The organism is Paenibacillus sp. S28 (assembly GCF_016624415.1).
Classification (GTDB): Bacteria; Bacillota; Bacilli; order Paenibacillales; family Paenibacillaceae; genus Paenibacillus_AQ; species Paenibacillus_AQ favisporus.
This window is the reverse complement of sequence record NZ_JACVTM010000019.1, coordinates 63,563-80,989: the sequence shown is the minus strand read 5'-3', so window position 1 is coordinate 80,989 and position 17,427 is coordinate 63,563. Positions and strand designations below refer to the sequence as shown.

Here is a 17,427-nt window from a genome sequence, read left to right as displayed (position 1 = left end):
ATGGGGTTTCTTTCCGTTCTTAGCTTTGCCCACAAACAAATCGCCGAGCGTCTGAGTCCCGGGGATATTGCCGTGGATGCCACGATCGGTACAGGGGCCGATACGCTCTTTCTGGCCAAGACGGTCGGTCCCAAGGGGCACGTCTACGGCTTTGACGTGCAGGAGCAGGCGCTGACCCTGACCCGGCAGCGGCTGGCGCAGGAAGCACCGGAGCGGATCGCTCCGGTGACGCTGTACCTGCAGAGCCATGCCGCGATGCGGGAGGCGCTGCCGGAAGGCGTGCACGGCCGGGTCGGGGCGGTGATGTTCAACCTCGGCTACCTGCCTGCCGAGGAGGCGGACAAAGCCGTCATCACCACGCCGGACAGCACGATTGAAGCGCTGGAAGCCGGCTTGTCCCTGCTGAGACGGCGGGGCATTATGACGGCCGTGCTGTATCCGGGCCATGCCGGCGGCGATCTGGAGGCTCAGACGGTAACGGCTTGGGCCACCGCCCTGCCGCAGTCGTCGGCCCAAGCCGTCATATACAGGCAGCTGCAGCGCACGGATGCCCCTTATGTCATTGCGCTGGAGAAAAAATAGCGCGCTGGCCGCTGATGCGGCTCGTGCCGCGAGCTTCCGCCTCACTGGGAGGCGCGGCATACTGAAACACTTTGAAACCGTTGTGCCCGGGGCCCGGCCGCCCTCTTCATCCGGATTGATTCCGGTCCAAGTAGATCAGCCCGGCCCAAGGTATTGTTTTACATAGTAGCGGTTTATCCCAAGCGATCACACGAACCCAAGAAAGGAACGATGAAGACATGACACAACCTTATCCATTATTATTTCAGCCGGAGTTTAAAGAACGCGTATGGGGAGGCCGGGCGCTCGAACAGTTCGGGCTGCAGATTCCAGAAGGACATATCGGCGAGGGCTGGATGATCGCCGATCATCCGAACGGCACGACTTCCGTGATTAACGGGGAGCTGAAAGGCCAAGGCCTGGACCAGGTCCGCGAACAATTCGGCAAGGAGTGGTTCGGCACCAAGGGATTTTCCGAGAAAAACGGCCGCTTCCCGCTCCTGATCAAGCTGCTGGACTGCAATGACGACCTGTCGGTCCAAGTGCATCCGACCGACGACTATGAGGGGCTGCCGAAAGGCGAGCTCGGCAAGACGGAAATGTGGTACGTGCTGGACGCCAAGCCGGACGCCAAAATCATCTACGGCCTTAAGGAAGGCGTTACACGCGAGGCGATGAAGGAAGCGCTCGAGAACGGAACCGTCATGGACAGCCTGCAGGAAGTTTCCGTCGAAGCCGGAGACACGTTCTACATCCCTGCCGGCACGGTGCATGCGCTGTGCGCCGGTGTTGTCGTAGCTGAAATCCAGCAGAACTCCGATACGACATACCGCCTCTACGACTACAACCGTCCGGGATTGGACGGCAAGCCGCGCGAGCTGCACATTGAAGATTCGCTGAACGTCATCGCCTACGATGGATCCGGAGCCACAACGATGAAGACCGCCGGCAGCGCTGCGGGCGAATGGCTGCAGCTGGCGAAGTCCCCTTATTTCATCGTGGAAAAGGGAATTGTGGACGGATCCTGGAGCCTCTCCACCACGCCGGACAGCTTCACCATCTTGGTCGTATGCGACGGCAGCGGCTCCATCGCCTGGGACGGTGGCTCGCAGGACTACAAAGCCGGCCAATGCTTCCTGCTACCGGCTAATCTCGGTCAATATGAGCTAAAAGGAAATGCTACCGTTCTCCGTTCCTACCTGCCTTAAGCCTGATATGAGGCACGGGGGATTTCTTCTGATTCATCTGTCATTCACGAAAGAATGAAGGAGTGACCTCCATTGCGGGAACAAACGTTTACGATGACGGATCCGCTGGGCACGCAGATCCATGTCTATGCCTGGCTTCCCGACGAGCCGGCTGGAGTGAAGGCCGTCCTGCAGATCACCCACGGCATGTGCGAAACGGCCGAACGCTACAAACGGCTCGCCGCGCTGCTGACGCGGTTCCGCTATGCCGTATACGCCCACGACCAGCGCGGGCACGGCCTGACCGCCGGCAGTGTGGAGCGGCTCGGCCATACCGGCAAGGACGGCTTCCGGCATATGCTCCAGGACATTCAGCAGCTCGGCGGCATCGTTCGTGACCGGCACCCGGATATTCCCCATTTTTTGATGGGGCACAGCATGGGGTCGTTCCTCGTGCAGCGGGTGATGGAGACGGACGGCGGACCGTATACCGGCTTTATTCTGTCCGGCACGAACGGGCCGCGGAGCATGCTGAACGCCGGCAAAGCGGTCGCCAGGCTGCAGGGAGCACTCCAGGGGGAGTCGCACCGCAGCATCCTGCTGAACGCAATGGTCTTCGGCAGCTACAACCGCAGCTTTGCCCCGACCCGGACGCGGTTTGACTGGCTCTCCCGGGATCCGAAGGAAGTCGATAAATACATTGAAGATCCGTACTGCGGAGCCATTTGCACGACTTCATTCTTCTACGACTTCTTCAGCCTGCTGCAGGATATTCAAAATCCCGGCAGCTATGACGGCATTCCCCGGGATAAGCCGGTGTACCTCTTCAGCGGGGAACTCGATCCGGTCGGGGAACAAGGCAAGGGCGTCAGGCGGCTGGAGGACATTTATCGCAGCATCAGCATCAAGGACGTGGAATGCAGGCTGTACCCGAACGGACGCCATGAAATGCTGAACGAGATGAACCGGGACGAGGTCATGACCGAGCTGCTCGATTGGCTGGAGCGGCATGTGTAGTGCCCTTCCTCTACTTCGAAGAAATACCCGCAGGTTCAGGCCTGATGAACAAAAGCCGCTGCACGGTGGTCATAACCCCGTGTAGCGGCTTTTTCTTGCATATTATCGACGCTCAAAATTTGCCGATCTTAACGCGTTCAATTACAGCAACTCCGCCGGCTGCAGCTTCATCGTGTAGAACACAGGCAGCTCGCTCTCGTCCTGCTGGTACAGCACGATCAGCACCATCCCCCCGGAAGCTTCCGCTCCGTCGTCTCTGCCGTCCAGCAGCTTATCCAGCGCAAACGGCAGCACTTCAAGCACTGCATGCTTTTGCAGCTCCCGTTCGGACAAGCCCAGGGAAGCGAAGTTCCCCGAGACGAGCTCCGGATGCTCCGTAACCTTTCGCATCAGGCTGCTCCAATCGTCCTTGGCGAGCGGCTGCTCCCACCATATTTTACGCGGCTTGTACTTATGGTTCAGGAAGTAATCCAGCTTCATCAGCCCCAGAATCACATCCATGCGCTTCGTCTCCCGCTGCTTCAGGAAAGCGGCCAGACGCGTGAACAGGTCCTCAAGCTGATGGCCGATCTTCTGCCAGCCCTGCCCTTCCCAATAGTCGCCGAATTCCTGGAAGAAGTCGAACGGTGACGGAAATTCATGGGTCATGAGATAGTTCAGCGTATGATCCATCCGGTGCGCGTTCCAGTATTTCTCAAGCACATCCTCCAGCCGCTTAAGCCGGACGATGTCGGCAAATGGCAGCTTATGGCTGCCAAGAATTTCGTAAGGCGCCTGATCCATGTACGTATAATCGTACTTGCCGGCATCGCGGCGCAGGCCGGTGCCCCGCAGCATTTTCAGAAAACCAAGCTGCAGCTCTTCCGGTCCCAGGGCGAACACGTCGTTAAACGTCTTGCGGAACGTTTCATAATCCTCTTCCGGCAGCCCGGCGATCAGATCCAAATGCTGGTCGATTTTGCCGCTGTTTTTAATAATGCTGACGGTCCGGGACAGCTTCTCGAAATTTTGCCGCCGCTTGACGATAACGTTGGTCGGATCGTTCGTTGACTGTACGCCGATTTCGAACCGAAAAATCCCCGGCGGCGCGTTGTCGGCAAGATATTGCAGCACTTCGGGACGCATGATGTCCGCCGTAATTTCGAACTGGAACACGCAACCGCGGTTATTTTTAATGAGAAAATCAAACATCTCCAGCGCATACTGATGGTTAATGTTAAACGTGCGGTCCAGAAACTTGATGATCTTCGCGCCGTGGTCGATCAAATACGTAATATCGGACTTCACCCGTTCGATGTCGTAATACCGGACGCCGTTCTCGATGCTGGAAAGGCAGAACTGGCATTGGAACGGACAACCGCGGCTCGTCTCGAAGTAGACGATTCGCTTCCCCAAATTCGGGATATCCTCGGGAAAACGGTGCGGCGTGGGCAGCGTATTGAGGTCGCTCTTCGGCCGCGGCGGGTTGATGATCACTTCATCGCCCTTCCGGTAAGCAACGCCATAGACAAAATGGAACTTGCGGTCTCCTTCGATCACTTGCAGCAAATGGTGGAAGGTCTCTTCGCCGTCGCCCATGACGATAAAATCGACCGCTGGCATCCGCTCCATCCAATACTGGGTGTCATAGGAAACTTCCGGTCCGCCGAGCACGATCGTGACTTCCGGCATGACCTTCTTCACGATCTCGATCACTTTCAGCGTCTCTTCGATATTCCAAATATAGCAGGAGAACCCGATGACGTCGGGTTTCCGTTGAAACAGGTCGGACACGATGTTCATGACCGGGTCTTTGATCGTATACTCGGCCAGCTCGATATCAAATTCATGCTGGCTGTATGCCTTGAGCAGGCGGATGGCCAGGCAGGTATGGATGTATTTGGCATTCAGGGTGGATAACAGGACTTTCATCGGTTCACGACCTTCTTCTTATTCATCATATCCGCCGGCGTAGGCATCATCGCTCTGATTTTGGAAAAAATCAAGAAACGGTCTGCCGTACTTCCGGAACTTCACCTCGCCGACGCCTTTAATATTCAGCATTTCATCTTCGGTCTGCGGGCATACCACGCTCATCTCGCGCAGCGTCGCATCGTTGAAAATAATATACGACGGCACATGCTCCTTGCCCGCAAGCTCGCGGCGGATCAGGCGCAGCTGCTCGAACACGGTCTCGTTGACCGCCGACGGCGAGACGTCGCGGCTGCGGGAGCTTCGGCCGCCCGTTTGCGCCGCTGCCGGGCGCGCGGTGCGCTGCAGCACCTGCCGCTGGCCCTTCAGCACTTCGGCCGCCAGCGGCTGCAGCCGCAGCACGGGGTACTGGCCTTCCGAAAGCGCCAGGTACCCTTCCGAGGCGAGCACGTTAATGATCTCGGAAATTTCCTTCTCCGTCCGGTTCGCCATCGTCCCGTAAGTGGACAGGCTGTCAAAGCCGTACTGCAGCACCTTTTTATTCTTCGATCCCTTCAGCACCGCCGCCACCAGCGATACGCCAAAGCGTTCGCGCATCCGGTGGACGCAGGAGAAAATTTTCTGCGCATCGACCGTCATATCGACCAGCTCGCGATCATCCGTACAGGAGCTGCAGATCCCGCAGGGCTTGTCTTCATGAGACTCGCCGAAATAGTCCAACATCGCGCTGCGCAGGCAGCGGGTCGTATAACAGTAATCGACCATTTGCTGAAGCTTACGGTATTCGTTCGATTTGCGGTCCGTTTCCTGCGGGTTCTGCTCGATCAGAAACTTCTGCGTAATAATATCCTGCGGGCTGAACAGCAGAATACATTGGCTCGGCTCGCCGTCCCGGCCGGCGCGTCCGGCCTCCTGGACGTAAGCCTCCATGTTTTTCGGCATGTTGTAGTGAATGACGTACCGGACGTTGGACTTGTCAATGCCCATTCCGAACGCGTTGGTGGCAACCATCACCCGGATGTCGTCGTACAGAAATGCCTCCTGGCTGGCGGCCCGCTCTTCATCGCTCATCCCCGCATGATAGCGGCCTGCGGCCAAGCCTACACTGCTCAGACGCTGGTACAAATCGTCTACGTCCTTGCGCGTCGCCGCGTAAATAATTCCCGGCTGGCTGTTATGCGCCTCGGCGTAGCTCATGACAAAATCGCGCTTGTTCTCCCCGCGCAGCACCGACATGGCCAGATTGTCCCGGCCAAGCCCGGTGACGAACACTTCCGGCTCCTGGAGCCTCAGCAGACGGACCATGTCTTCGGTCACTTCCGGGGTAGCCGTCGCGGTGAACGCTGCCAGGATAGGCCGCTCAGGCAGCCCTTCCACGAACGGAGCTACCGACAGGTAGCTCGTCCGGAAGTCATGCCCCCACTGCGACACGCAGTGGGCCTCGTCGACGGCCACGCAGGAAATTTCCAGCTGGGCCATTTCGTCGCGGAACCAGTCGAGCTCAAGCCGCTCCGGCGCCACGTACAGGAGCTTCAGCTCCCCCCGCTTGGCCGCGCGGATCCGCTCGTTCACTTCCTTGCCGGTGAGCGTACTGTTGATGTATGCAGCGGCGATGCCCATCGCCGTCAGCGCATCGACCTGATCCTTCATCAGGGAGATCAGCGGCGATACGACCAAGGTCAGGCCCGGCAGCAACAGCGCCGGAATCTGGTAACAGATCGACTTGCCCCCGCCCGTCGGCATAATGCCCAGCGTATCCTGATGCTTCAGGAGGCTGGATACGATATGTTTCTGGCCCTCCCGGAAGTCGGGATAGCCGTAATATTTTTGCAGCATTTCCTGTGCCCGTTCCAAAGAAGGGGTCTCCACACTCATAAATAAGAACTCCTAACGATGCAAATTCAGTGGCGGCCCATGCAGCTTTCAAGGCTGCGCCACATTTTTAAACTCAACCTTTGATTTTAGGGAATAGATACTTGATGACTTTCGAGAATGACTTGATTCAGTCCAATTATAAGTTTACCGGGGTTTCCGGGAATGAGCAACCGTGGTGAAGGGATTCTGCCCGTGCAGGGAGTGCACTTCTTGTTGGTAAAACAGAATGTGCCAGCGATGGTTGCAGCTTAAGCGGAACATGGGATGCAACTCTTGCCGACCGGTTCTCGTCATAAAAGATACATGGGGAGGGAGTGCAATGAAAAGAGGATGGTTATCTCTGCTTATCGCTATGACGTTCCTGGCCGGGTGCTCTCAGGATTCTGATTTGGATAAAGGTAGCGCTGCACCGTCATCAGAGATGGCAAATCAGGAGGCTGGTATGCCTGCAGACATGCCGGATGATTTTAATTTCGTTGTCCGTTTTGGTTATGGCGATGTCACTAAAAATGAGATAAACACCTTTCAAGGGACCGTAACGAAAGATTTAATTACGAAAGGTACGGCAACAGCTCATCTCAAGTTTACCCCCAATGAAATGCGGGAGATTTACGGCAAAATGAGAGAAATCCACATCATGGCACCAAAGAAATTCACGAAAAGCCAAAACTGCTCCATGTCGCCAAGCAATGAAGATGAGTGGACGGTAACCGTCGATGGTAAAACGGAGTCATTCTCGTGGACGGACCGGAATTGCGAACTGTCTGACGATGCAATCGCGTTGTTGGAATTAAGAAATTTCATTCAATCCATCGTAAACGCCAAAGAGGCCTATCAGGCCTTGCCGGCAGCTGAAGGCGGTTATGACTAAGGGACGCTTGTTCATGGCCGAAAAAAGTCGGCAGCCCGCCAGGCGCCTCCCATGATCGATGGGTCCATATGCACCGGCGGACTGCCGCTTAGCGGCGGTATTCAGCTTTTGTGGAGCTGCGCCTCGTGAAAAGTTCGTTAAACATCGAACCGATCCGGCACAGCTTATCAGGTCAGCGCTGCTTCGAGACTGCTCCTTGAGCGGTATCCCAGCGGTGGCTGTACTGCTCAAGCTTCGGATGCACCGCCTCCGGCTCCTCCGTCAGCAGCAGCCTCAGCTTGACGATCCACTCCCCAAAGGTACTGTAGCTGGCAAACCGATTCGCCATATCCGGCGTCAACAGCAGAAAATGCGGCGCAGGATATTTCTCCGTCAGATGGCGAAGGGCGGCTTCCACCGGCGTGTATTTTTTCCGGCGTCCCTCCCAGTTCTCGATGACCGTCTTCCCGTGTCCTTCAGACCTCCAGGCTTCCAGCCGTTTTTCCCGTTTGTAATACGGGCTGACCGGTTCCTTGGTCATTCTCCGCACCGTCTCCTCATGCAGCGGATACAGCACCAGCTTGGAAAAGGACAGCACGCCGGCCAACGACTCCGCTTCATTCAGACCTTCTTCATCAGTCTCTTCAAACGTATCGTAATAAATGAGCGTCCCCTTACGCTTCTGCACCGGAGGCTCGTACCCGTAGGGAACAGTCTGTACCGTATGCTTCATCCTCATCACTCCCCAGATTCATCCTATATGTAATGTACCCGGCAGCGGATGACGTGATCACTCCACTCCAGTTTGCGGAGGTTCGAAGAGCTATTCGTCGACCTCGTCCAGGTGGTCCCGGCAGAAGTTTTCGAGCAGCTCCACTTCGTCCTCCTCCAGGTCAAAATCGAGGTACTGCCCCGTCGTTTTTTCATAAATTTCGTATTTCACGATCGCGGATTGGTCTTCGTCGACCTTGTAAATGACCCGGACATATAGCCCATTCTCCGTATAAAGCTCATCGTCATCAGGCACCTCGATGTCGAGCTTGAATTCATAGCGGGTTCCCTGCAAAATGCGGAACGGGTCCTTGACCTTCTCCGCTTCGTATTCGGTTATCGTCAGCATGTTGTCATCCTTTCATTCATCCATCCTATTCTTTATTGTACCAGACCTGTCCCGGTCCATTCACGGACACGAGCCCGCCGGGCATATAATAGCCTCATAAAGGGAGGCGTTAGCCATGATTTATGCAGTCATGCAGCTTATCGGCGGATTTATTTTGGCGTTCGGCTGGATTCCGCAAATTATTCAGGTCATCCGGACCAAGTCGGTCGCGGATCTGAGCCTAAAAACGTTTGGTTCGCTCGTAGCCGGCATCGGCCTGATGGAGGTCTATGCGATTCATATCGCGCAGGGCGGTGTCGGCATTCCGTTCCTGATCACCAATACGCTGTCGCTGGTACTGATGCTGATTATGATCGGCTGCATTTTAAAATACCGCAAGCGGCCGTAGCGCAACACTAACGCATACTTTCTGCCCCATCAACCCAGCCATCCGATCATCAGCGGCAGCAATACAAAGGAAGCGAGCGTCGTCCATAATATGCACCGGGTCACAACTTTGGGTGCCGCATCAAACTGCTCGGCCAATATGACCGCGTTAACTGCGGCCGGCATGGAACTGAGCACCAGCATAACGTTAAACAATACGCCCTGAATGCCGAGCAGGTATAATAGCAGCGCGGACGCCACCGGCGAGATCACCACGCGCATCGCCAAACCGGCGTAGAAGGCTTTGTTCATCGCTGCCGTATAAGCTGTCTTCCCGCTCCTGACACTGACCATCTGCGCCCCCAAAATAAACAGAGCCACCGAGGAATACGCGCCCGAAATCATCGATATTCCTTGATTCAGCTCCTGCGGCAGCTCCACATGCGCTGTCCGGCAAATCACGGCAAGCACAGCCGCGTAGATCGACGGCAATTTGAAGATCGACAGCGCCGACTGCTTTACGGAAAACTGCGAACGTGCGGCAAAATACACGCCCAGCGTATTGACGATGATGATCTGTAGAATAACGTACACTGATGCCTTATCCAGCCCCGCTTGCCCAAAGGCCAGCAGCACTAGCGGCAGACCATAATTGACGCAGTTCGTAAACAGCGCCGTCAGCGTGAGGCCTGACCGTTCGGCGGCCGGGAGCGACCACGCTTTTCCAATCCCTACGGCAATCCCCCACAGCAGCAGCATATTAAAGACCGTGAACAGAACCGTATCCGTAATCTCACCGTAGCTGATGTCGGCCCCAATCAGCGTTTCGAAAATAAGAGCCGGACTCAGCAGGTACAGGGACAGCGTGGAGATCGGCTTGGTATCGATCGGCTTAAAATGCTTGATCAGCGCCCCTCCGATCACCGGCAGCGATATCGGGAGGAACACCTGGTACACTGTAGTCACAAACGTCTGCAGCATATGTAATCCTTTCCTGTCTTTGTGCTAAGTTTAATCCCAGACGGGGGCCTTCTCCGGATGCCGCTTCAATTCAAACATCAGCCTGATCTGCTCATCCGTATTACGGATTTGCGACAGGGCGGGAAGGTCGTCCTCTGCAAAAAACTGAACGCCGCTCGTCTCTACCCCCTCAGCCGCTTCGCCGCCGGTGATTTCGCAGGCGATGAATATTTTATACACATGATACGGGCCCGGCGGATTATGCTTCAGGTTGTCGAGCACGGCCAGGAGCCGGGTCGGTGTAACCACAAATCCGGACTCCTCCCGTACTTCCTTCACGGCAATTTCGGAAGGCGACAGCCCGATATCCGCCCAACCGCCTGGGAGCGACCATTCCCCTTCGGCCTTTTCGCGGACAAGCAAAATTTGATTTTCTTGAAAAATCACCCCTCGCACATCCACCTTCGGTGTGGCGTATCCGTCTTCCCCGGCAAAAAGTGCCGTCAACAGTTCGGTCTCAACATTGGTGTACTCGCGCATAATCTCTACGCTCAGTGCCCGAAGCTGTTCAAAGCGTCCCAGGTCATATACGTCCCTCGAGTATGCCAATCCTGTCTGGGCAACGGCTTGAATCTGTTTAGCCCACTCCAGCCATTTCAACGGTTTGTTCATCGGCAGGTCTCCTCCTCTGAATCGAATTCAACATTTTTTTCACAAAAATTAGTGAGAAAGATTATCATTGAGAATGAATGTGTGATACAATGATCTCAAGTTATCATTCATTAACATATCATAAGGAGTCGACGACCATGGTGAAAGCCCCTGATCAAAAATACGCTTCCTTGCGGGTTGACGATTATCTTGACCTTTTAAACCTGGCGAAGCAGCTGCAAGACACCCGGTGGCAGAAGGAAATTATCCGCAAGCTCGAACGCCTCAACAATACATCGATCCATCCATTGTCCTGTTAACATAGAAGACCGCGGGGCGCGTATTTTGATAGTACCATGCCTTTGGGGGAATCTGAACATATTTTCCAAAAGTATACCTTGAGCGTATTTGATATTACAGCAGGGGTGCCCCAGAGGGTGCTTCTGCTTTATTTGTGTTGGTCACGCTGCGTCTTCAGCCAATTTTCCCACCGGCGGGTCATGGACAGGCGTGCCTCTCCTCACACGCACGAAAAAACGGACTGCCTGCAGGCAGTCCGTTTCGTTGTATACGTTCTGGTAAAATATGATATTAACCTTCGAGCAGCAGAGATTCCGGATCTTCCAGCATCTCTTTGATCGTCACCAGGAAGCGTACGGCATCAGCGCCGTCGACGATCCGGTGGTCATAGGACAGGGCGATATACATCATTGGACGGTTCTCCATCCGCTCGGCGTCGATGGCCACAGGGCGAAGCTGGATGTTGTGCATGCCCAGGATACCAACCTGCGGTGCGTTCAGGATCGGCGTGGACAGCAGGGAACCGAAGGTTCCGCCGTTCGTGATCGTGAACGTTCCGCCTTGGAGTTCGGACAGCGCCAGCGTATTGCTGCGCGCCTTGCCGGCCAGCGTGGCGATCTCTCTTTCGATGTCGGCAAAGCTGAGGCGGTCGGCATCACGTACGACAGGTACGACGAGGCCTTCTTTAGCCGATACGGCGATACCGATATCGTAGTATTTCTTCACGATAATGTCTTCCCCGTCGATCTCCGCGTTCAGGTGAGGGAACTTCTTCAGCGCACCCACTACCGCTTTGGTGAAGAAGGACATGAAGCCGAGGCCGATGTCATGCTTCTCTTTGAAAGCATCTTTGCGGCGCTTGCGAATGTCCATGATCGCCGTCATGTCCACCTCGTTGAAGGTCGTCAGCATGGCGGCCGTTCTTTGCGCTTCCACCAGGCGTTTGGCGATCGTCGCGCGGCGGCGGGACATGCGTGTGCGTTCCGCCGGTTTGCCCGGCTGGGAAACCGCTGCTGGAGCGGCTGCCTGCGGCGCCGGTGCAGCAGCCTGTGGCGCTACCGGAGCTTCCGCATGGTTCTTCACGTTGTCCGGATAAATGCGACCTTTCGGATCCCGGCTCGATACCTGATCCAGGTCGATGCCCTGTTCGCGGGCCAGCTTGCGTGCCGCCGGCGACGCGGCGAGGTAACCTTCGCCCTCGCCGGAACGTGCAGGCTCGGCTGCTGCCGGCGCTGCCGGTTGGGCTGGTGCCGTTGCCGGTGCAGAAGGCTGCTGAGCCTGCGGCGCCTCTTCCTTCGCTGCCGGTGCGGATGCCGGTTTGGCGTCGCCGCCGGTGCCCATGCGTCCGATCACTTCACCGATTTGAACCGTATCCCCGTCTTTTCTCAGAATCTTCTCCACCACGCCGTCTTCTTCGGCACTGATTTCCAAATTGACCTTATCCGTTTCAAGTTCGAGGAGGACGTCGCCCTGGCTGACTGCCTGGCCTTCCTCCACATGCCATTTAAAAATCGTTCCTTCCGTGATGGATTCTCCCATTGCCGGTACTGTAATATCGCTCACTGCCGCTACCTCCCCAGAGTGATGTTATGCTTAATGGATTTTTGATTCAATGCTGCCGCAACGATTTGCTGCTGCTCGAAGGCGTGTACTTGTTGGAAGCCGCTCGCCGTACTGGAGCGTTCCGGACGGCCGTTGTAGTTCACCGGCGTATCCTTCGGCGCCACCTTGCGGAGCTTGGACTCGATGTAGCGCCATGCTCCCATGTTCTCAGGCTCTTCCTGTACCCACAAAATTTCCTTCACGTTCGTAAAGCGGGCCAGAATGCCGGCGACTTCCTTCTCAGGGAACGGATACAGCTGCTCCACACGGAGGATGTGCAGCCATTCGTTCGCCTCGCCGCTCTTCTCCAGCGCCTCCTCCAGCTCAACGGCAATCTTGCCGCTGCACAGGACGATGCGCTCAACGCGCTCCGGACGTCCGCCCAGACCCGGCTGTTCCAGCACAGGCTTGAAGGAGCCTTCGGCGAATTCGGCCGGGCTGGAAGCCACGCGGGCATTCCGGATCAGGCTCTTCGGCGACATCAAGATCAGCGGACGCGCATCTTCGCTTTCGGTCAGTGCCGCTTGACGGCGCAGCAAGTGGAAGTACTGGGCTGCCGTCGTAACGTTCGCTACCGTAAAGTTCTCTTCCCCGCCGAGCTGCAGGAACCGTTCCAGACGGGCACTGGAGTGCTCTGGTCCGGCGCCTTCGTAGCCGTGAGGCAGGAGCATCACGAGGCTCGATTTCTGTCCCCATTTAGAGCGGCCGGCCGAAATGAACTGGTCGGTGATCACCTGAGCCACGTTGGAGAAGTCACCGTACTGGGCTTCCCAAATGACCAAGGTCTCCGGCGAGTATACGTTGTAGCCGTATTCGAATCCGAGCACCGCTGCTTCGGACAGCGGGCTGTTGTAAATTGCAAAGGATGCCTTGGCGTCCGGCAGATGATGAATCGGGCAGTAAGTCGAGCCGTTCTTCGTATCATGCAGCACCAAGTTGCGGTGCGCAAAAGTGGCCCGCTCGGCGTCCTGACCGGTCAGCCGGATCGGCTTGCCGTCCGCAACGATCGAGGCGAAAGCCAGCGTCTCTGCAAGACCCCAATCCACCTTTTCCCCTTCGTTCAGCGCGGTTTCCCGGCGCTCCAGAATACGCTGCAGCTTAGGATAGACGTTGAAGTCACCCGGACGGCTCAGCAGATCCTTATTGATCTTGCGCAGCTTGCCAATCGGCACGGCCGTCTTGATCTTGGCGATCCGCTCTTCGGCTGGCGTCTGGTGATACGAGTTGGCCGGATCCTGTTCCTTGTCCTTAATCCGGTCGTATGCCGCCTTCAGACGCTCCTGAACCTGCTGGATGATCTGCGCGGATTCTTCCTTGCTGATCACGCCTTCCTTGATCAGGATATCCGCATAAATGGCGGCAACCCGCGGATGAGTCTTCACTTTCTGGTATACGAGCGGCTGGGTCGTATCCGGATCGTCCGTTTCGTTGTGGCCGTAGCGGCGGTAGCCGACCAAGTCAATCAGGAAGTCCTTCTTGAACTTGTTGCGGTATTCGCTGGCCAGGCGCATCGCGTTGATGCACGCTTCGGGATCGTCGGCGTTCACGTGAACGATCGGAATTTCATAACCTTTCGCCAGGTCACTTGCGTAATGCGTCGAACGGGAGTCTTTACTCTCCGTCGTAAAGCCGATGTTGTTGTTCGCAATAATATGAATCGTTCCGCCGTTCTGGAAGCCCGGCAGCTTGTTGAAGTTCAAGGTCTCGGCCACGATGCCTTCGCCCGGGAATGCGGAATCCCCGTGAATCAGCACCGTCGCGGCTTTGTTTACGTCCTGCTGCGGATATCCTGGCTCGGTGCGGTCCTCCTGGGCGGCGCGGGCAAAGCCCTCGACCACCGGATTAACGTACTCCAGATGGCTCGGGTTGTTCGCGAGCGTGATCTTGGCTTTGACGTCGCCGCCTTCAACGGTGCGGTTCGCACCCAGATGGTATTTCACGTCTCCGGTCCAGCCGAAATTGATGCCCATCGATCCTTCTGAAGGGAACATCTTCTTGTTCGGGGAGTGATGGAATTCCGCGAAAATTTTATCGTAAGGCTTGCCGAGCACGTGGGCCAGCACGTTCAGACGGCCCCTGTGGGCCATGCCCATCAAAATATGCTCCGCGCCTTCGTCCACCATGTGGCGGACAAGCTCATCCAACATCGGAACCATCGTGTCGGTTCCTTCGATGGAGAAGCGCTTCTGCCCGACAAAAGTTTTGTGAAGGAACTCCTCGAATTGATCTACTTCCACCAGTCTTTCGAGCAGAGCCTTTTTCTGCTCTGCGTTCAAAGGAACCACAGACTGGTTCTCGACCTGGCGGTTAAGCCATACGCGCTCCTCCACTTCATGGACGTGGCTGAATTCATAAGCAATCGTGCCTGTATATGTTTGACGCAGTTTCTGGATGGCTTCCCAGCCAGTTCTCACGTTATCGGGAGCTCCGTCCCAGATCAATGAAGCCGGAAATGCTTCCAGGTCGGATTGGCTCAGCCCGTACTGCTCTGGCTCAAGCACCCGTGTGTCGGCTTTGGTGAGAATGCCCAGCGGATCAATGTCTGCCGCCAGGTGTCCATAAGTGCGGATGTTCCACACCAGCTTGCCTGCGTCAACGCCCTTCTTCAGCAGGTTGCCATCCAAAGCGACGGATTTCGGTGCCGCAGCCGGCTCCAGCTCGGCAGACGCCATCGGCGGCGCTCCCCACAGCTGGAACACTTTACGGTACGTTTCGTCCACCGATTCCGGATCATTTACATAACGTTCGTACTGTTCCTGGACGTACCCCAGATTGGGCCCGTAATACGATTCCCAAGCCCCCTGCGCTTGCTCGTCTCTCTTATTGGTTATCATCGTTAACGTGATACCTCCGCCTTGATTTTTTAATAGTCATATAGAATGAATAAACCGCTTCATTGTTCAATCTATATTTGGACGGAAATCTGAACAATCAATGCAATGTAAGCCATTTCACGATAATGTAAGCGGCTCAATTTCTATTATAAACAAATCGGAGCCAGACCTGAAATAACCATTTAATATAGTTATCATCTAAAAAACAGATGGATTAAGTTTGTCACCCATTCTCGTATATGACAATATTTACAGCTCCCCTTCGCCAAAAAGCGACAGCTGTCCCGGAGGCTTCTCCGGGGTCTTCATGCCGAGCTTGTCCATCAGCTGAATTGCATTGTCCGCCGCATCCCCGCCCGAATTGTTGTTAAAAATAACCCAGCATTCCCGGGTTTTCTCCAGCAGCTTCCCGATATGCTCCTTCCATTCCTCAAGCTCCTCGTCGCTGTACCTGTACAAATACCGGACCTCCCGCCAATTGGGCTGACCGCTGGAATGCCATCCCGATGCATTGCGGCCATGCAGCCGTACAAGCGACACGTCTTCACGGGTCGCTTCCAGAATGAGCGGCACCGATCCCTCTCCGGCCTGAGGCTCGTCGCAGACGGTATGAATCCATCCTTCTTCTTTCATAAAGGCCAGCGTCTTCTCCCTCATCTCCCCGGCAAACCAGCTCTGATGACGGAATTCCAACGCCAGCGGAAATCCGTCCATCCACTCGCGGGTCCGGCGCAGAATGTCCACATGCTTGCGCTCACAGTCAAACCACGGCGGATACTGAAACAGCACGGCGCTCAGTTTGCCGGCCTGGCGCAGCACCTCTGCAGACTCCCGAAACGCTTGAAACATCGTCTTGGAATCAGGATAAGGGCTTTTACCACGGGCGTGTCCGGTCATTCCCTGATAGGCTTTCACCACAAAACCGAAGGAATCCGGCGTTTGGGCAGCCCATTTCTCCATACGTTCCGGCGAGGGAGTCGCATAAAAGGAGTTGTCCATCTCCACGATGGGGAACACGTTCCCGTACATCCCCAGCTTATCTCCCGCCTTGGTTCCCTTTTCGTAAATGTCGTCATGATCCCCCCAGCCGGAAAGTCCGATTCGAACCCGCTCGGCGGGGGTTATCGTCTCATCCATAGCCATCGACTCCATCCATAGTATTGACCAACAATAATTTTCCAAGTATAAATCCGCTTACCATACCTATACCCGATTGAACGAGGTGTCCTTCAGATCTTGCGATATTCCAGAAAGTGGATATGATAAGAGATATGCGTCAGCTTTACGATCTTTAGTAGCAAAGGAGCATGAATGTATGAGCCATTCGTTCGTCATGTTTTCCGGCCCGCACCTTGCTGCGCTGACGGTCTTCGTGCTCGCCTGCATCCTGCTGTTCCTGGGCAGAATCCGCCTGCAGGACAGCATGCCGGCCAGGCAGACGGTCCGTTACTTGATCATCGCCTGTCTGATCGCCTCCGAAATCGCACTCGACATATGGAACATAACAGAAGGCTACTGGAACATCAAGTCCACGCTGCCGCTCGAGCTGTGCAGCATTACGCTGCTGCTCTCGGTCGTCATGCTGGCCGTCCGCAGCCGCTTCCTCTATCAAATCCTGTTCTTCGCCGGGATCGGCGGCGCCCTTCAGGCCCTCATCACCCCAAGCCTGGATTTTGCCTACCCTCATTTCCGGTTCTTTCAATTCTTCGCGGCCCATATGCTTATCATTCTGGCATCCCTGTACATGACCTGGGTCGAAAAGCTTCAGCCCACCTGGAGATCTATCGGCTGGACAATGATCTTTCTGAACGTTCTTGCACTTGGAGTTGGCGTCATCAACTGGATGCTGGGGTCCAACTACATGTTTCTGATGCACAAGCCGCCGACCGCTTCGATTCTGGACCTTCTCGGTCCGCACCCCTTATATTTGCTGGCGGAGGAAGGAATCGCCCTGCTGATTTTCGCATTGATGCAGCTGCTGTTCTTTGTCCTGCCCGCGAAAATATCCAAAGCGTCAGCGGCAGCCAAAGCCAGGGACAAAAGCGTTCTTTAAGCCGGCCATAAAGCCTTTCACGCTGCCCTCGCCGGTATCTCCTTCCTCTGCCTCTACGTTGTGATCTCCCTGCCGAAGTTCTATAATGAACGGAAAGCTTAGAAGCTGTGAACCGGCTGATGAACTAACAAGGAGATGGA

16 protein-coding genes are annotated in these 17,427 nt (G+C 55.7%); 7 read left to right on the top strand and 9 right to left on the bottom strand.

All coding sequences use genetic code 11. The annotated features are described in order from the left end of the window. From IAE55_RS29340 to IAE55_RS29330, 3 genes are all read left to right on the top strand, one after another. Positions 1-582: a tRNA (mnm(5)s(2)U34)-methyltransferase gene (locus tag IAE55_RS29340; RefSeq protein ID WP_192716455.1), complete on the top strand. Its 582-nt coding sequence runs from the start codon at positions 1-3 to the stop codon at positions 580-582. A gap of 218 nt (positions 583-800) precedes the next feature. Then, positions 801-1,769, top strand: coding sequence for a type I phosphomannose isomerase catalytic subunit (locus tag IAE55_RS29335; RefSeq protein ID WP_200634611.1), 969 nt, complete (start codon positions 801-803; stop codon positions 1,767-1,769). A gap of 72 nt (positions 1,770-1,841) precedes the next feature. Then, complete coding sequence (locus tag IAE55_RS29330) at positions 1,842-2,765, top strand: alpha/beta fold hydrolase (protein WP_200634610.1); 924 nt, start codon at positions 1,842-1,844, stop codon at positions 2,763-2,765. A 141-nt stretch (positions 2,766-2,906) separates the two neighbouring features. Here IAE55_RS29330 and IAE55_RS29325 read toward each other — a convergent pair whose 3' ends face one another. Together IAE55_RS29325 and recQ are read right to left on the bottom strand one after the other, a co-directional pair. Further along, on the bottom strand, positions 2,907-4,676 hold the full coding sequence (locus IAE55_RS29325; RefSeq protein WP_200634609.1) for a B12-binding domain-containing radical SAM protein: 1,770 nt from the start codon (positions 4,674-4,676) through the stop codon (positions 2,907-2,909). A gap of 18 nt (positions 4,677-4,694) precedes the next feature. Then, entirely contained in the window at positions 4,695-6,551 is a 1,857-nt protein-coding gene (recQ, locus tag IAE55_RS29320) for a DNA helicase RecQ (protein ID WP_145160351.1), read from the bottom strand. Positions 6,552-6,870: 319 nt separating this feature from the next. Here recQ and IAE55_RS29315 point away from each other — a divergent pair, with 319 nt between their 5' ends. Further along, the gene (locus IAE55_RS29315; protein WP_200634608.1) at positions 6,871-7,422 is read left to right on the top strand and encodes a hypothetical protein; all 552 of its coding nucleotides are present in this window, start codon (positions 6,871-6,873) and stop codon (positions 7,420-7,422) included. A 172-nt stretch (positions 7,423-7,594) separates the two neighbouring features. Here IAE55_RS29315 and IAE55_RS29310 read toward each other — a convergent pair whose 3' ends face one another. Next, positions 7,595-8,134 (bottom strand): hypothetical protein, encoded by a 540-nt coding sequence (locus IAE55_RS29310; RefSeq protein WP_145160355.1) that lies wholly within the window; start codon positions 8,132-8,134, stop codon positions 7,595-7,597. A gap of 90 nt (positions 8,135-8,224) precedes the next feature. Next, on the bottom strand, positions 8,225-8,521 hold the full coding sequence (locus IAE55_RS29305) for a DUF6509 family protein (protein WP_105445864.1): 297 nt from the start codon (positions 8,519-8,521) through the stop codon (positions 8,225-8,227). 115 nt (positions 8,522-8,636) lie between these two features. Between IAE55_RS29305 and IAE55_RS29300 the strand changes: the two genes are divergently transcribed. Further along, positions 8,637-8,909, top strand: a complete 273-nt coding sequence (locus IAE55_RS29300) for a SemiSWEET family sugar transporter (RefSeq protein ID WP_145160358.1) — start codon at positions 8,637-8,639, stop codon at positions 8,907-8,909. Between the two features lie 29 nt (positions 8,910-8,938). Here IAE55_RS29300 and IAE55_RS29295 read toward each other — a convergent pair whose 3' ends face one another. Together IAE55_RS29295 and IAE55_RS29290 are read right to left on the bottom strand one after the other, a co-directional pair. After that, on the bottom strand, positions 8,939-9,868 hold the full coding sequence (locus IAE55_RS29295; protein WP_200634607.1) for an AEC family transporter: 930 nt from the start codon (positions 9,866-9,868) through the stop codon (positions 8,939-8,941). Positions 9,869-9,898: 30 nt separating this feature from the next. After that, positions 9,899-10,519: an NUDIX hydrolase gene (locus IAE55_RS29290; RefSeq protein WP_200634606.1), complete on the bottom strand. Its 621-nt coding sequence runs from the start codon at positions 10,517-10,519 to the stop codon at positions 9,899-9,901. A gap of 137 nt (positions 10,520-10,656) precedes the next feature. Here IAE55_RS29290 and IAE55_RS29285 point away from each other — a divergent pair, with 137 nt between their 5' ends. Beyond that, entirely contained in the window at positions 10,657-10,818 is a 162-nt protein-coding gene (locus tag IAE55_RS29285; protein ID WP_163878816.1) for a hypothetical protein, read from the top strand. 271 nt (positions 10,819-11,089) lie between these two features. Here the strand turns inward: IAE55_RS29285 and odhB are convergent, their stop codons facing one another. From odhB to IAE55_RS29270, 3 genes are all read right to left on the bottom strand, one after another. Further along, positions 11,090-12,361 (bottom strand): 2-oxoglutarate dehydrogenase complex dihydrolipoyllysine-residue succinyltransferase, encoded by a 1,272-nt coding sequence (gene odhB / locus IAE55_RS29280; RefSeq protein WP_200634605.1) that lies wholly within the window; start codon positions 12,359-12,361, stop codon positions 11,090-11,092. 5 nt (positions 12,362-12,366) lie between these two features. After that, positions 12,367-15,234: a 2-oxoglutarate dehydrogenase E1 component gene (locus IAE55_RS29275; RefSeq protein WP_145160364.1), complete on the bottom strand. Its 2,868-nt coding sequence runs from the start codon at positions 15,232-15,234 to the stop codon at positions 12,367-12,369. 249 nt (positions 15,235-15,483) lie between these two features. After that, entirely contained in the window at positions 15,484-16,371 is an 888-nt protein-coding gene (locus IAE55_RS29270; protein WP_200634604.1) for a DUF72 domain-containing protein, read from the bottom strand. A gap of 178 nt (positions 16,372-16,549) precedes the next feature. Between IAE55_RS29270 and IAE55_RS29265 the strand changes: the two genes are divergently transcribed. Beyond that, positions 16,550-17,287, top strand: coding sequence for a YwaF family protein (locus IAE55_RS29265; protein ID WP_200634603.1), 738 nt, complete (start codon positions 16,550-16,552; stop codon positions 17,285-17,287). The last annotated feature ends 140 nt before the right edge of the window (positions 17,288-17,427 follow it).

What these genes read in the sequence shown, in the direction of transcription:
- IAE55_RS29340 (WP_192716455.1), top strand. Translation starts at nt 1, where the DNA reads ATGGGGTTTCTTTCCGTTCTTAGCTTTGCCCACAAACAAATCGCCGAG.
- IAE55_RS29335 (WP_200634611.1), top strand. Translation starts at nt 801, where the DNA reads ATGACACAACCTTATCCATTATTATTTCAGCCGGAGTTTAAAGAACGC.
- IAE55_RS29325 (WP_200634609.1), bottom strand. Translation starts at nt 4,676, where the DNA reads ATGAAAGTCCTGTTATCCACCCTGAATGCCAAATACATCCATACCTGC.
- recQ (WP_145160351.1), bottom strand. Translation starts at nt 6,551, where the DNA reads ATGAGTGTGGAGACCCCTTCTTTGGAACGGGCACAGGAAATGCTGCAA.
- IAE55_RS29315 (WP_200634608.1), top strand. Translation starts at nt 6,871, where the DNA reads ATGAAAAGAGGATGGTTATCTCTGCTTATCGCTATGACGTTCCTGGCC.
- IAE55_RS29310 (WP_145160355.1), bottom strand. Translation starts at nt 8,134, where the DNA reads ATGAAGCATACGGTACAGACTGTTCCCTACGGGTACGAGCCTCCGGTG.
- IAE55_RS29305 (WP_105445864.1), bottom strand. Translation starts at nt 8,521, where the DNA reads ATGCTGACGATAACCGAATACGAAGCGGAGAAGGTCAAGGACCCGTTC.
- IAE55_RS29300 (WP_145160358.1), top strand. Translation starts at nt 8,637, where the DNA reads ATGATTTATGCAGTCATGCAGCTTATCGGCGGATTTATTTTGGCGTTC.
- IAE55_RS29295 (WP_200634607.1), bottom strand. Translation starts at nt 9,868, where the DNA reads ATGCTGCAGACGTTTGTGACTACAGTGTACCAGGTGTTCCTCCCGATA.
- IAE55_RS29290 (WP_200634606.1), bottom strand. Translation starts at nt 10,519, where the DNA reads ATGAACAAACCGTTGAAATGGCTGGAGTGGGCTAAACAGATTCAAGCC.
- IAE55_RS29285 (WP_163878816.1), top strand. Translation starts at nt 10,657, where the DNA reads ATGGTGAAAGCCCCTGATCAAAAATACGCTTCCTTGCGGGTTGACGAT.
- IAE55_RS29275 (WP_145160364.1), bottom strand. Translation starts at nt 15,234, where the DNA reads ATGATAACCAATAAGAGAGACGAGCAAGCGCAGGGGGCTTGGGAATCG.
- IAE55_RS29270 (WP_200634604.1), bottom strand. Translation starts at nt 16,371, where the DNA reads ATGGATGAGACGATAACCCCCGCCGAGCGGGTTCGAATCGGACTTTCC.
- IAE55_RS29265 (WP_200634603.1), top strand. Translation starts at nt 16,550, where the DNA reads ATGAGCCATTCGTTCGTCATGTTTTCCGGCCCGCACCTTGCTGCGCTG.